This is a genomic window from Alteromonas sp. a30, assembly GCF_026788005.1.
In the GTDB taxonomy this organism is placed as follows: Bacteria; Pseudomonadota; Gammaproteobacteria; order Enterobacterales; family Alteromonadaceae; genus Paraneptunicella.
The window spans coordinates 102,007-116,436 of the sequence record NZ_JABEPE010000003.1 but is presented as its reverse complement, the minus strand read 5'-3'; the positions used below and the strand labels follow the sequence as shown (position 1 = coordinate 116,436).

Sequence of the window (14,430 nt, the reverse complement as noted above, 5' to 3'; positions counted from 1 at the left end):
AAGCCTCAATATGGCGTGTATATTTCGTTTCACTTTAACCGATTTTGGCATGAACATTAAATTTATGCAAACGATTGCAAAAAGGGTGCTTATCAAGTATTAATTTAAAATAAGATTCGTTGAAATTGAGTGTGTCGTAGTGACTTTAAACATAAATGACAGTACAGACATGTCGCCTTGGCTATTGTCGGAAAATATGCAGGAAGTGGGTAATTTGCGCTTATCTGAAACCTTGTTTTCCCAAGGCAATGGGTTTATTGGAATCAGAGGGACGCCGGAAGAAGGTTGGCGACAAGCTGGCTTAACATGCGAAGGGATTTATTTAAACGGTTGCTATAGCAAGTCTCCCATTCCTTACGGTGAAAGTGCGTATGCGTTTGCAACCCATAACGACCAATTGTTGCAAGTCCCCAATGTAAAGCGCATTGAAGTCGATGTAAGTGAAGCCAAACAGGTTATTCGCCACTCGCGTTTACTCAATATGCGTACCGGCGTGTTACAGCGTAATAAAGTGATTGAAACACAGCAGGGGGCAAAGTGTGAAATTCAATATCAACGCTTTGTTAGTGCTAAAGAACCGAATTTATTATGCATTCAAGTGCGTGTCATTGCGCTTGAAGGCGAAGCACAAGTTACTCTTTTACCAAACAGTGATGCGCAGTATGGTTCGGTGACTGAGCCCGATGACCCAAGGGCGGGTGAGCTTTCTATCACCGATACTTTAAGCGAAATAGAAACCTCCATTGAAGCGGGGTTTGCTTGTTCTGTTCACAAAGCAAAGGGTGTAAATGCACAGGTGATAACTACCTGCATTGATACGTTAGATCATGAAAAATCAGATGTGCCAGTAACACTTGCTGAAAAATCTCAGCATCACCTAAATGAAGGTGACACGCTGACGTTTACGCGTTTTGCTTTGTTTCATGCCGGCGATCATGTCGCTGAATTAAAATTGCAACAAGCACAGGACGCATCGCGTATTTCGTCATTAACGTTTGCGCAACACAAAGAACATCATGTTGCTGAGTTAGCGGCATTTTGGACGCAAGCGCAAATTGAAGTGCAATTGCAAGATGACTCCCAAGCACTGCAACAAGGTTTGATTTTCAGTATGTTCCAGTTGTTTCAGTCCGCAGGACGAAATGGCACTTCGGCAATTGCCGCAAAAGGGTTGTCTGGTCCCGGGTACGATGGTCACTATTTTTGGGATACTGAAATTTACGTGGTGCCATTTTTCGCGCTTACGGCACCGGACATTGCTCGTAGTTTGATTATGTATCGTTATCACACGTTGGATAAAGCCAAAGAGCGAGCAAGGCAAATGTCGCATGACGATGGCGCTTTGTTTGCTTGGCGAACCATAAGCGGCGAAGAGTGCTCCGCTTTTTTCCCTGCCAGTACGGCGCAATATCACATAAATGCAGCCGTGGCGTTCGCTATTCGTACCTATTTTAGATCGACAGGTGATTTACAGTTCTTGCACGATTACGGCACGGAACTGTTGGTAGAGACTGCACGCTTATGGCCGCAGCTTGGGCATTTCAATCAGCAAGGTGACTTTTGCATTGATGGCGTGACTGGTCCAGACGAATACACTGCGGTGGTGAATAACAATTTCTACACTAACTACATGGCGAAACAGCATTTATTGTTCGCTATAGAAGCCATTTTCCTAATGAAAGACAAAGCGGTAGATATTGAAACCGCATTCGGTGTCAGTGAGCAAGAGCTTGCCTTATGGGAACGTATTGCCGAGAAAATGTATTTACCATTTGATGAGAACAAGCAAGCGCACCCGCAAGATGATAGCTTTTTCCAGAAAAAAATATGGGATTTAGTGAATCAACCGAAAGAGAAAATGCCACTGTTATTGCACTACCATCCCTTGGTGATTTATCGGCATCAGGTGCTTAAGCAAGCGGATGTTATTTTAGCGATGTTCTTGGGGGACGATGATTTTACCGAGCAACAAAAACGCAGCAATCTTGCTTATTACGAGCCGCTCACCACTCATGACTCAACGCTTTCCTCGTGCATTCATAGCATGTTGTATGCAGAAGTGGGGGACATGAAAAAAGCGTGTGATTATTTTGGTGATTCTGCTCGAATGGATCTCGATAACCTGCATCACAATACCGAATACGGAGTACATACGGCCTGTATGGCGGGGGCATGGAGCTGTATCGTTTTCGGATTCCTTGGCTTGAGGTTGCGGACAACGGGACTAAGCTTGTCGCCTAAATTACCGCAAGGTTGGCGCAGCATTTCACAGGTGGTTCAATACCACGGTGCCAGTTTGCATATTGTGTTAGATGCTACGCAATTAAGCTTAACGTTAGAAAGTGCGCCACAAGAAGGGGAATCACTGACTGTCTACTGTTTTGAGCAACCTTTGACGCTCAGTAAAGGCGAAGTAACCTGTATTCAATTGACTCAATCGGGAGCTGCATAATGAGTTCAGAGCCAAGAAATGCTGTGATTTTCGATTTGGATGGTGTGTTAACAGATACTGCGCACTTCCATTTTATCGCGTGGCAGAAAATCGCGCACCAAGTCGGAGTTGAGTTTGGTGAAGCGGAAAATGAAGCGTTGAAAGGCATCGATAGAATGCGTTCGCTGGAAATGATTTTGTCGCGTAGCGATATGACGTTTACCGATGCAGAAGTATTCGCGCTAGCTGAGCAAAAGAATACACATTATCAGTCGCTAATTGCTGAAATGACACCAGATGATGTGTTTCCCGGTGTTAATACCTTGATTCAGGGACTAAAAGCAGAAGGCTTTGGGCTTGGCGTTGCCTCGGTCAGTAAAAATGCAGAGTTTGTATTAACACGTATCGGCTTATTAGATGAGTTCGAATTTGTTGCTGATGCAGCAAAAATCAAAAACACCAAACCAGATCCAGAGATATTCTTAACCGTTGCGAGTGCCTTGTCTGTTCCACCGGAACAATGTATTGGCATTGAGGACTCTCAAGCCGGTGTGACCGCAATTAAAGCGGCAAATATGCCTGCAATCGGTGTAGGAAGCGCTGATACTCTGACTCAAGCGGATACAATAGTCGCGCGTACAGGTGATATTACTCCTGCCTTGATTACGCAATGGCTTAATAAGTAATACACGACAGGAGCGAGTTATTCGCTCCTATTGTTTTCAGGAGGAATCTCAAAGCAATGAGCACTTTGTTGCAATTAATATCCTCGATGACGACAGAAACCTGATCATTCTTTTTCAAGTCAACAATCTTAAACACACTTCCCTTTCGGTAATCTCCACCTTGATAACGCTCTCAAACCGGGAGTGGCTTAGTTGCGCAGAATGGGTACACACTTTGAATGAGTTTAGTCTGCGCGGGCGAAAGTGATTCCAATGCATTGGATTGTGCTTTAAGGCATCAAAATATGAGGGGTTAGAATACGACTCTTTGCTTCTGTAATTGTTTGATAAGAATAAATAAACATCGATTTGGTGAATAATAGTCTAATATAGACAGGGACATTCATGAGCGGAGATAAGAAAGTGAGTAAAATTTCAAACACAGTGTGTATTTCGATGCTTTTTGCTCTGACAAGTGCCGGTGTGTCTTCGGGGCTTTGGGCCAAACAGCAAGACAATGAGCAAGTGCAAACAGAAAGGTCTCTCAGGGCTGTTGAGCGTGAGAGAAAAATGGAATCAGCGAAATTAGAAAGGGAACAGCAAAGAGAAGATAGAGCATTGAAGCGTGAGCGCAGCAATGAAATATTCGATCAAGAGCGTGAGGCAAGAGCGGTTAAGCGTGAAGAAAGGGAAAAACTGCGAGAAGAAGAGCGCGAGTTAAGAAAGGAAAAAAGCCAACGAGAGCGTGAAGCAAGAAGTATTGAAAGGGAAAAACGTAAGGCCGAGAATTGGCAGGAAAGAAAAGCCTTTGAAGCTAAGCGTGAAGCGCGAGAGGAAGCGCGTGAACAAGAGCGAACTGAACGCAAGGATAAGCGCGAAGCCCGAAAAGAGGCGCGTGAGCAAGAGCGAGCTGAACGCGAAGATAAGCGTGAAGCTCGAGAGGAGGCGCGTGAACAAGAGCGAGCTGAACGGGAAGACGAGCGCGAAGCTCGAAAAGAAGCGCGGGAACAACGTTCGAAAAAAGAGCGTAAGCGTAACAAGGATGAGCCCAACTAATCGGAAAGCCTCCTATCTATGAAAATTGCCTTTTACACATTGCTGGCGCTTATCGCGTTTGCTGGGAATTCGGTATTGTGTCGTTTGGCGCTAGGAGAGGCCGTGGTTGATGCAGGGAGTTTTACCAGTATTCGTTTGGTGTCTGGTGCATGTGTGTTGGGTTTGCTACTCCAATTGTCTCAACGGTATTCTCGCCGACGTCATCAATTGTCTCAGGAAATAAGCAATGCTGAGCCATCGGAATCACACCGAGGAAGTTGGAGAGCAGCAATCTTGCTTTTCGTATACGCAGTCGGTTTTTCCTATGCGTATATCTCATTGGATACGGGAACGGGCGCGCTGATTTTATTTGCCTCGGTACAAATAACCATGATTTTATCTGGGATGATACAAGGGCATAAATTGCATATTACCGAACAACTTGGTGTATTGGTGTCGATTTTGGGGTTTATTTACCTAATGTTGCCCGGAGCGGCAATGCCAGCTATCCCCGGGTTTATACTCATGTCCATTGCGGGTGTGGCTTGGGGGTTCTACTCGCTTTTAGGGCGAGGCTCTGGTCATCCCTTAGCCGATACAGCCTACAATTTTATTCGCTGCATTCCTCTGGTAATGATGCTGGCTGCTGTCACGTTGTTTGATGCGTATCTCTCCTTAGAAGGGATCATATTAGCGATACTTTCCGGCGCAGTAACTTCCGGGGTTGGTTATACCATTTGGTACATGGCACTACGGGGATTGTCAGCGGTTCAAGCTGCGGTGGTGCAGCTTTTCGTACCCGTTATTGCTGCTTTTGGAGGCGTTATTTTTGCTCAAGAAGTGCTATCTATGCGCTTAGTCACCGCTTCTTTACTTATCTTGGGCGGTATATTTATCGTGATTTTAGGAAGGCAATATTGGAGTAAGCCGACTGCGGCCTAAATTTACACGAGCTTGCTTGATCCTCTTTCAATCAGTTTTGTTTCTAATTCAACAGAGTGTGCAGGTTTTTTGTGGATCTGTTTAAACAACAACTCAACTAACCGTTTTCCACCTTCATACGTATCTTGTCGAATGGTTGTTAAAGAAGGATGCATGAACTTTGATACTTCAATATCGTCATATCCCACTATCGAAAACGGCTTTGCTTGTTCCGATAATTCTTTTTCTGCATTGAAATCATTAAAGGCTTTTAAGATGCCAAGAGCGATTGTGTCACTCGCCGCAACAATACCGTCAAAATTAAATTGCTGAGTTTCGAGTAGCTTTGTTGCCACGTTATAGCCATCTTGATAGGTAAAATGGATGTCGATTAAAGGAGATGAAGGGAGATCTGCTTTTTCGAGTGCGTCCTGATAACCATGAAAACGCAATTCTGTTTCAATCGTTTTTCGTCCCGCGTAAGCAATATGTTTACATCCTTGATTGATAAGATGCTCAGTGGCTAATTTACCGCCTAAAAAATTATCAGTGCCTACGGTGAGATAACGCTGATGAGGATCTTTGGTTCCCCAAACAACAAAAGGCATATCATTATTAAGGAGGTGATCAAAGAGCGCAGGATCATTACCCTGACCGAAAACAATCATGCCATCCGCTTTTTTGCTATCAAAGTAATTCTTTAACGCATTTTCATTTGGGCTGGTATGGGAGGCCAGTAGCATGTCGTAGCCAATTCGTGTGAGTTCATCGGCAATAACACCGAGCAAGCGAAGAATAAAAGGATCAGTTGTGGACTGGTCATTCTCTGAATGGATAAGTAAGACAACCGCAATTGTGTTTGATTTCTGTAAACGCAAATTACGAGCCGTGGTATTAACACTGAAATTGGCTTCCTTTGCCAGTGCTTGAATTCGCTCACGCGTTTTTACGCTTATCAATTTACTGTTACTTAAAGCTCGGGATACAGTCGATTCCGAAACGCCAGCCAATTTTGCCATATCAGATAAAGTTGAAACCTTTTTCCTCATGGGTAATTATTATTCCTGTTAGTTGTATATTGTTTAAATAACGGTTTTGCATCATAACATGCAGTTCACGTATTTTGCCTGCAAATAGACGCGAGATATGTCACAAACTGTGAGTTGTTTTTGATGCAGTGTATTTATTTTGTTAACGGGAATGTAAACATCACTGCAATCGTTTGCATGAATGTATTGCAAACGATTGCATTTTAACATATGTTTTACATTAATGATGTGTGAATGTGGAAATATCGAAATGCAAAAAGTGGTCTCTTCATCAAATTTAGCGAATAAAAATAAGTTTAAAGTCAGTGGGTTAACTTTAGCAGTAGCTTTGGCTTGTTCGACGTCAGTTATGTCACAAGAAGTATCGGAACCCGATTCTGGAAAAGAAAAACAAGACTTTTTCGAGCAGATAGTGGTAACGGGTACAGCAAGTGGCACGGCGGTACGAAAAGTAGACTCAAGCTATGCAACGACATCTCTTAACGCTGACATGATCAAGAAGCTTGCTCCAAAAAGTACAGCCGATTTATTCAAGGCTATTCCCGGCGTTTGGGCAGAAAGCTCTGGCGGTGTGGGTGGTGCGAATGTGTTCGTTCGTGGTTTTCCCGGTAGTGGTGATGCACCTTTCTTAACGGTGCAGTTGCAAGGTGTGCCGATTTATCATCCACCAACGTTATCTTTTTTGGAAAACTCAACTCTGTTCCGTGTAGATGAAACTATTTCATTTATGGATGGCTTGCGTGGCGGTCCTAACTCGGTTGTTTCCAATGGTCAACCCGGATTAACCACTAACTTCATCTTAAAAGAGGGGGGTGAAGCCACCGAAGGCTTAATTAAATACACGACCTCTGATTACGATTTGCAGCGCTTAGATGCGGTATTAAGCGGCGCGATTGCAGAAGACCTTTACTACATGGTAGGTGGTTATGTTCAACAAAGTTCTGGTATTCGTGACGCTGGCTTTAATTCAGAGAAAGGCCAACAGTTTACGATCAACATCACGAAAGAGTTGGACAACGGTAAACTGAATTTCTACACCCGTGTTACCGATGACCATGGTGCGTGGTATCTGCCCACACCGTTAGTGGAGGGCGTAGATAATAACTATGCGCAAATTGGTACTTTGAATCGCCAAGCAAGTATCCAGTACGGCCCCAATGGCACAACGCAAGCGTTTGATTTTGGCGATGGTCGTGGTTGGGATGGCTCCATTTCCGGTGGTTCAATCAACTTAGAACTTGGCAACGGCTGGACATTTGTAGACCGCTTCTCTTACACCAGCGGTGATGCCGATACCTTTGGTTTAGTGCCAAACTTGTCGCCCGTAGCGCTTTCGACGGTTGCCGATAACGGAAGCAGCGCATTTGGTGCTGTTACAGGTACAGAATATTCTGGTGATACCTTGGTTCAGCAAGTTGGTCGCTGGGTAGTATTGAAAGAAATTGAAGCCTTCACGAACGATTTAGCATTAACTAAGAAGAGTGATAAATACCAAGCAACTATTGGTTTGTACGCAACCGACTATTCAGCAGAAGATTGGTGGTCTATCGGTAATCAGTCTTATCATGTGATCCAAAGCGGTGGTGAGAACCTAACGGGTATAGCGTGTAACGATAGTGCTGATAGCTGTGACTTTAACTACGACATTAACAGTGTTGGCGATGGTAAAACTACCGCACTTTATGCCGCATTTGAATATCAGTTAACCGAACAATTACGCGCCGATATTGGTATTCGTAACGAAGATCACGAAGTCGAATATACGGTTGATGAAGGCTTAGATGGTGTTATCACTAAAGCCGTTCAGTACGATGAATCTGACACCGCGTGGACAGTTGGTTTGAACTATCAATTTCAACGCGACATGGGGGTATTCTTCCGTGCCAGTGAAGGTAGCAAAATGCCTTTCTTTGATGATTTCAGAGATAACTTTGATGCTTACACCGGCGGTGATGACCTAATCAAAGATGTCACTCAGTACGAAGTCGGTTTCAAACTTGCTCGCTCTAACTTTAACTTATACACCACGGGTTTCTTCACTGAGGTGAAAGGTGACACCTTTGTTCGTCGTCCCGGCGCTCCTGTTGAGAAGCTAACCAACGAAGCTTACGGTGTGGAAATTGACGGTGCTTATTTCAACGATAGCGGCTTTTCGGTATCAGTAAATGCCACTATTCAAGAAACTGAAATTACCGAAAGTGCGACAAACGAAGGTAATGAAGCAATGCGTCAGCCGGGCTGGCAAGTACGTGTTACGCCTAGTTATGACTTTGAACTTAGTGGCTTGGAAGCTAACGTCTATGGCACCTTAATTGCGGTAGATGATAGATATTCTAGCAACGAGAACAATGTTGTATTAGAAGGCTATGAGCAGGTGAATTTAGGTATGTTTGTGCGCACAGAATCAGGCTTGAAGTTTGAGTTTGCGGTAAACAATTTAACAGATGAAGACGCACTTACAGAAGGTGATCCTCGTAATCCGCAGGCACCGAATGGTCGCTTCATCATGCCACGAAATGCGACGTTTAGTGTGAGCTACGAGTTCTACTAAACTGCATAATCGAGCTGTGTTTGCTCTTGTAACACAGCTCTTTGTTCTTTTGTGTGTTTGTTTCTTGTGTATTGGAGTCGGGTTTAGCCTTGAACCCGATCTCCTTTTTTCATTATCCAACTTGGCGTAATGACACCAAATTCGTAGACTAAGTCTCGTGGATGCGAAATATCCCAGCAAACAATATCCGCAAGTTTTCCTGCTTCTAATGTCCCAACCTGATTCTGCATTCCAAGCGCTTTAGCGGCATTCAACGTTGCACCTTGTAGTGCTTCTTCCACGGTTAAACCAAACAATGTACATGCCATGTTTAGTATTAACGGTAACGAGGCGATGGGAGAAGAGCCGGGATTAAAATCCGTTGCAATGGCCATTGGTACTTGGTGCTCGCGTAGCAAATTGATAGGCGGTAGCTTCGTTTCTTTTAAATAATAGAAAGCCCCGGGAAGGAGTGTTGCAACTGTGTCGTTTTTCGCCATGGCTTTTACATCAGACGCTTGTAAATACTCTAAATGGTCAACCGACATCGCTCCCATATTTGCCGCAAGTTCACTGCCACCCATTGCGGAAAGTTGCTCTGTATGACCTTTAATGGCGAGCCCTAAGGACTTCGCTCGACGAAATATTTTTTCTGTTTGCGCTAGCGTAAAACCAATGTTTTCGCAAAATACATCAACCGCATCAATAAAATTTGCATCAGCCAAATCTGGCATGATCTCATCGCAAATCTTGTTAACGTAAGCATCTGCATTACCTTTGAATTCAGGCGGGATAGCGTGAGCGCCCAAATACGTTTTACTGATATTAATTGGCAACGATGCTTCAATCCGTTTAGCAACCTTTAACACACGTTTCTCGGTTTCGTGATCTAAACCATAACCTGATTTAATTTCGATGGTGGTGACGCCGTTGTTCAACATGGCTTTGGCGCGACGAATAGCGAGTTGATATAAGTCTTCCTCGCTAGCTGCGCGAGTTGCATTAACGGTATTCAAAATACCTCCACCTTGCTCGGCAATTTCCTGATAAGACACCCCATTTAAACGCTTTTCAAATTCATTGGAGCGATTTCCAGCAAAGACAAGATGCGTGTGGCAATCTATGAAGCCGGGCATGAGCCATTTGCCCTGACAATCATATTGAATAAGGTTTTCTGGGAAGACACTGTATTGAGACAATTCTTTCATAGAACCTACCCAGATAATTTTCCCTCCTTCGATGAGAAGTGCTGCATGACGAAAAACACTATTATCGGAAATGCCGTTTTTCATGGTGGCAATATTGGCGTTAACGAGAAGAAGGGGAGTTGGCTCGTGTGTCACAGAATTTGTCCTACAGTAATGATTAGGTCGATACCTCTATTTTGAATATTTTATCTTGTATATACAAGTCAAATATGCCAATTTAAAAAGAGTAACAAGCGTTTCCGTCAAGATAGGTAAACATGGCTAAAAGTAAATACCAAGTCATCAAACAGTTCTTATTACAGAAGATCGAGTCTGGGGAATGGCCGGAGTATGAAGTGGTGCCATCGGAAAATATGTTAGCTGAGCAATTTGCTGTGAGTCGTATGACAGCCCGCCGGGCATTGCAGGATTTAGCTGACCAAGGTGTGATTATTCGCAATCAAGGAGCAGCTAGCACCGTTGCCAGTATTAAGAGCCAGTCTTCGCTAATCGAAATTCGTAATATCGCTGATGAAATAGCGGACCGAGGTCATACGCATTCTGCTCGGGTGATAAAACTAGAATCGGTTCCGGCCTCAGCCCAAGCTGCACATCAGTTGGGTTTTATTCAAGGTGAGCCGGTGTTTTACAGCAGTATCATCCATTATGAAGATGACTTGCCGGTGCAACTAGAGCAGCGTTATGTGAATCCTAATGTTATCCCAGATTACCTTTCTCAGGATTTTGAGCGAACTACACCTCATACCTATCTTAGCCGAATCGCCCCGCTTACCGAAGCGGATCATCAAATTGAAGCGGTGCTTGCTGATGTGGCAATTACCGATTTATTAAATATGACGCCGACTCAACCTTGCTTGCAAGTTCAGCGTCGGACTTGGTCCAAAAAAGCCGTTGTGAGTTTTGCCATTTTAACCCATCCGGGTCATCGATACCGTTTAGGCGGGCATCTCACTTTTTAACGCTTTCATCACAGGAAAAGGTTATGACAGATAAACATTTAAGACACGATCCTTCGCGTGTTATCCGTGCGCCTAAAGGCACAGAGTTGACTTGCAAAAGTTGGTTAACAGAGGCGGCAATGCGCATGTTAATGAACAACTTAGATCCAGATGTGGCTGAACGTCCAGAAGACTTGGTGGTTTACGGTGGTATTGGCCGTGCGGCGCGTGACTGGGAGTGTTTTGATAAAATAGTCGAAGTGCTACAGCGTTTAGAAAGTGATGAATCACTACTCGTACAGTCGGGCAAACCTGTTGGTGTATTCAAAACCCATGCAGATGCGCCAAGAGTGTTAATCGCTAATTCAAATTTAGTACCGCACTGGGCTAATTGGGAGCATTTCAACGAGCTCGATAAAAAAGGCTTAGCAATGTATGGCCAAATGACCGCTGGAAGCTGGATTTACATTGGTAGTCAGGGCATCGTCCAAGGCACTTATGAAACTTTTGGTGCGGTAGCTCGTAAGCACTTCAATGGTGGAGCAAAAGGTAAGTGGGTGTTAACTGGCGGTTTAGGTGGAATGGGCGGCGCACAGCCATTGGCAGCAACAATGGCGGGGTTTTCAATGATTGCCGTTGAGTGCGATGAAACTCGCATTGATTTCCGCTTACGTACTGGATACGTCGACAAAAAAGCGCATTCACTAGATGAAGCCATGAGCATGTTGCAGGCGTCGTTAGACAACAATCAACCGACTTCTATCGGCTTATTAGGTAATGCTGCTGATGTTTTTGCTGAGTTAGTGGCAAAGAGTATCACGCCTGATGTGGTTACAGACCAAACCTCAGCACACGACCCATTAAACGGTTACTTGCCACAAGGTTGGACAATGCAACAGGCCGCAGAAATGCGTCAAACCGATGAGGCGGCAGTCGTTAAAGCGGCTAAGGCATCCATGGCGGTCCAAGTAAAAGCAATGCTTGAGCTCCAAGCACGCGGTGCAGCGACCCTTGATTATGGCAACAACATTCGTCAAATGGCGTTAGAGGAAGGCGTGGAAAACGCCTTTGATTTCCCCGGCTTTGTACCAGCTTATATTCGTCCTCTTTTCTGTGAAGGCGTTGGGCCGTTCCGCTGGGCTGCGCTTTCCGGTGATCCTGAAGATATCTACAAAACCGATGCTAAGGTGAAGGAGCTTATTCCTGACAATGCACACTTGCATAACTGGTTAGATATGGCGCGGGAGCGTATTCATTTTCAAGGTTTACCCGCTCGTATTTGTTGGATTGGTCTGAAAGACCGTGCTCGTATTGCGCTCGCCTTCAATGAGATGGTCAGAAATGGTGAATTGAGTGCGCCGGTTGTCATTGGTCGAGATCATCTTGATTCTGGTTCTGTTGCTAGTCCAAATCGTGAAACCGAATCCATGCTAGATGGTTCAGATGCGGTTTCAGATTGGCCACTATTAAACGCCTTACTCAGCACTGCTGGTGGCGCAACATGGGTTAGCTTGCATCATGGCGGCGGCGTAGGTATGGGCTTTAGCCAGCATTCTGGTGTGGTTATTGTGTGTGATGGCACAGAAGCGGCAGACAAGCGTGTTGGCAGAGTATTATGGAATGACCCGGCAACAGGTGTCATGCGCCATGCAGATGCAGGTTACGATATTGCCAAACAATGCGCCAAAGAGCAGGGGCTCGATTTACCTATGATGGATAAGGAGTAAGTCGATATGTTTACATTAAAGATTCATCCCGGAAAATTAAGCCTGAACGATTTGCGTCAGGCTCATCAATCCCCAACTAATTTAACGCTAGATCCAGCAGCTATTCCAGCTATCGAAGCTTCTAATAAAAGCGTAGTGAGCGTGTTGGCTGCGGGTAAAGTAGTTTATGGTATCAATACAGGGTTTGGCTTGCTGGCAAACACGCGCATCGCGCCAGAAGAATTGGAGTTATTGCAAAAATCTATCGTGTTGTCTCACGCTGCGGGTACAGGCAAGCCGATGAGTGATGCGGTTGTGAGGCTCATCATGGTGTTAAAGATTAATTCTTTGGCGCGCGGTTTTTCTGGCATCAGACCAGTTCTTCTCGACATGCTTATGGGGATGGTGAATGCTGGTGTTTACCCCTGCGTACCCGAAAAAGGCTCCGTTGGTGCAAGTGGTGATTTAGCACCGTTAGCACACATGAGCTTGCCGCTGATTGGTGAAGGCCATGTACGCTACAAAGGGGAAGTGCTAACGGGTGAAGAAGGGCTAAAAATAGCAGGGTTCGAGCCTGTCACCCTCGCTCCTAAAGAAGGGTTGGCACTATTAAATGGTACGCAAGTGTCAACAGCATTAGCACTGTCGGGCTTATTCCAAGCTGAAAATCTATTAATTGCAGGCACGGTAGCTGGGGCATTAAGCGTGGAAGCGGCACTAGGCAGTCGAGCGCCATTTGACGCACGGATCCATGAAGCGCGAGGTCAAGAAGGGCAAATTGCGTTGGCTAGTTGCTACCGTGACTTGTTGGGTGAAGGGTCTGAAATTGGTGATTCACACACTGATTGTGAAAAGGTACAAGACCCGTATTCATTGCGTTGCCAGCCGCAAGTCATGGGCGCATGTTTCGACCAGCTTAAACACGCAGCAAAAATATTATTGGTTGAAGCTAATGGGGTTACTGATAATCCGCTCATTTTTGGTGATGACATCATTTCCGGTGGTAACTTCCACGCCGAACCCGTGGCTTTTGCTGCGGATAACATTGCGCTGGCGATAGCAGAAATTGGTGCATTGTCGGAACGTCGCACCGCTTTGTTAATTGATAAAAATTTGAGTGGGTTGCCCCCGTTTCTAGTTGAAAACGGTGGGGTGAATTCAGGTTTTATGTTGGCACAAGTAACGGCAGCGGCTTTGGCTTCTGAGAATAAAACCTTGGCACACCCCGGTTCGGTTGATAGCTTGCCGACTTCAGCGAATCAGGAGGATCATGTGTCGATGGCTACGTTTGCCGCGCGGCGTTTAACCGATATGTCGGAAAACACGCGTGGTATCTTAGCTGTTGAATTGCTGGCGGCTGCACAAGGTGTTGACTTCCGTCGCCCGTTGAAAACAACAGAGAAGCTAGAAAAGGCATATTCCAGTATTCGTGGTCACGTACCTTTTTATGATCATGACAGATATTTCTCACCAGATATTGAGAAAGCCTCTGCAATGGTTTTTGATGGCGAATTGAACTCACTGGTGCAGGCACTTATTCTTTAGCCAATAAGCATAGGTGTGAGATAAAACCAAAAAGGGCTTGAGGAAGCACGGCATTTAGCTGTGCTCTCTCAAGCCCTAATCGTACACATCCTTGGTTAGCTTTCCCACGCTATACTGCTCCTTTTATGCTTCCAGTGCTTAAAGTAAAATCATCCTTGGCAATATTTAACCGCTTCCTTAACCCTTTTCTTCCTGAGTTAGTCCCTTATCTATTCCCTAGTAAACAATTGGCTTTCCTTAATTCCTTGCCTTCCTTTTGTCTATCCTTAATCAATCCGTTACTAAACGTTTATCCATTTACTGATGCTAATCCATGAGCAAATTCTTTATCCGTTTCCTTGAGTCGTCCCTGTTCCCTGACTACGGAACTAACTATAGACGAATCTAAAATGGATACGAGGG

10 protein-coding genes are annotated in these 14,430 nt (G+C 44.9%); 8 read left to right on the top strand and 2 right to left on the bottom strand.

The genetic code is table 11. From position 1 onward, the window contains the following. Window positions 1-139: 139 nt before the first annotated feature. From HJG39_RS04470 to HJG39_RS04455, 4 genes are all read left to right on the top strand, one after another. Window positions 140-2,452: a glycoside hydrolase family 65 protein gene (locus HJG39_RS04470; protein WP_268407282.1), complete on the top strand. Its 2,313-nt coding sequence runs from the start codon at window positions 140-142 to the stop codon at window positions 2,450-2,452. Then, window positions 2,452-3,117, top strand: coding sequence for a beta-phosphoglucomutase (gene pgmB, locus HJG39_RS04465; RefSeq protein ID WP_268407280.1), 666 nt, complete (start codon window positions 2,452-2,454; stop codon window positions 3,115-3,117). Before HJG39_RS04470 ends, pgmB begins: the two co-directional genes overlap by 1 nt. 402 nt (window positions 3,118-3,519) lie before the next feature. After that, a complete protein-coding gene (locus HJG39_RS04460) occupies window positions 3,520-4,152 on the top strand; it encodes a hypothetical protein (RefSeq protein ID WP_268407278.1) in 633 nt (210 codons plus the stop codon). A gap of 18 nt (window positions 4,153-4,170) precedes the next feature. Further along, window positions 4,171-5,073, top strand: coding sequence for a DMT family transporter (locus HJG39_RS04455; protein WP_268407276.1), 903 nt, complete (start codon window positions 4,171-4,173; stop codon window positions 5,071-5,073). Between the two features lie 2 nt (window positions 5,074-5,075). Here HJG39_RS04455 and HJG39_RS04450 read toward each other — a convergent pair whose 3' ends face one another. Further along, window positions 5,076-6,101: a LacI family DNA-binding transcriptional regulator gene (locus HJG39_RS04450; RefSeq protein WP_268407274.1), complete on the bottom strand. Its 1,026-nt coding sequence runs from the start codon at window positions 6,099-6,101 to the stop codon at window positions 5,076-5,078. Between the two features lie 349 nt (window positions 6,102-6,450). Here HJG39_RS04450 and HJG39_RS04445 point away from each other — a divergent pair, with 349 nt between their 5' ends. After that, window positions 6,451-8,652 (top strand): TonB-dependent receptor, encoded by a 2,202-nt coding sequence (locus tag HJG39_RS04445; RefSeq protein WP_442781002.1) that lies wholly within the window; start codon window positions 6,451-6,453, stop codon window positions 8,650-8,652. Between the two features lie 83 nt (window positions 8,653-8,735). Here HJG39_RS04445 and hutI read toward each other — a convergent pair whose 3' ends face one another. Beyond that, on the bottom strand, window positions 8,736-9,923 hold the full coding sequence (gene hutI, locus HJG39_RS04440) for an imidazolonepropionase (RefSeq protein ID WP_442781001.1): 1,188 nt from the start codon (window positions 9,921-9,923) through the stop codon (window positions 8,736-8,738). A gap of 173 nt (window positions 9,924-10,096) precedes the next feature. Between hutI and hutC the strand changes: the two genes are divergently transcribed. Genes hutC through hutH form a run of 3 tightly spaced genes read left to right on the top strand, consistent with a single transcriptional unit; the run spans window position 10,097 to window position 14,028 of the window. Next, on the top strand, window positions 10,097-10,798 hold the full coding sequence (gene hutC / locus HJG39_RS04435) for a histidine utilization repressor (protein ID WP_268407267.1): 702 nt from the start codon (window positions 10,097-10,099) through the stop codon (window positions 10,796-10,798). A gap of 23 nt (window positions 10,799-10,821) precedes the next feature. Then, window positions 10,822-12,504, top strand: coding sequence for a urocanate hydratase (hutU, locus tag HJG39_RS04430; protein WP_268407265.1), 1,683 nt, complete (start codon window positions 10,822-10,824; stop codon window positions 12,502-12,504). Window positions 12,505-12,510: 6 nt separating this feature from the next. Next, window positions 12,511-14,028 (top strand): histidine ammonia-lyase, encoded by a 1,518-nt coding sequence (gene hutH / locus HJG39_RS04425; RefSeq protein ID WP_268407263.1) that lies wholly within the window; start codon window positions 12,511-12,513, stop codon window positions 14,026-14,028. The last annotated feature ends 402 nt before the right edge of the window (window positions 14,029-14,430 follow it).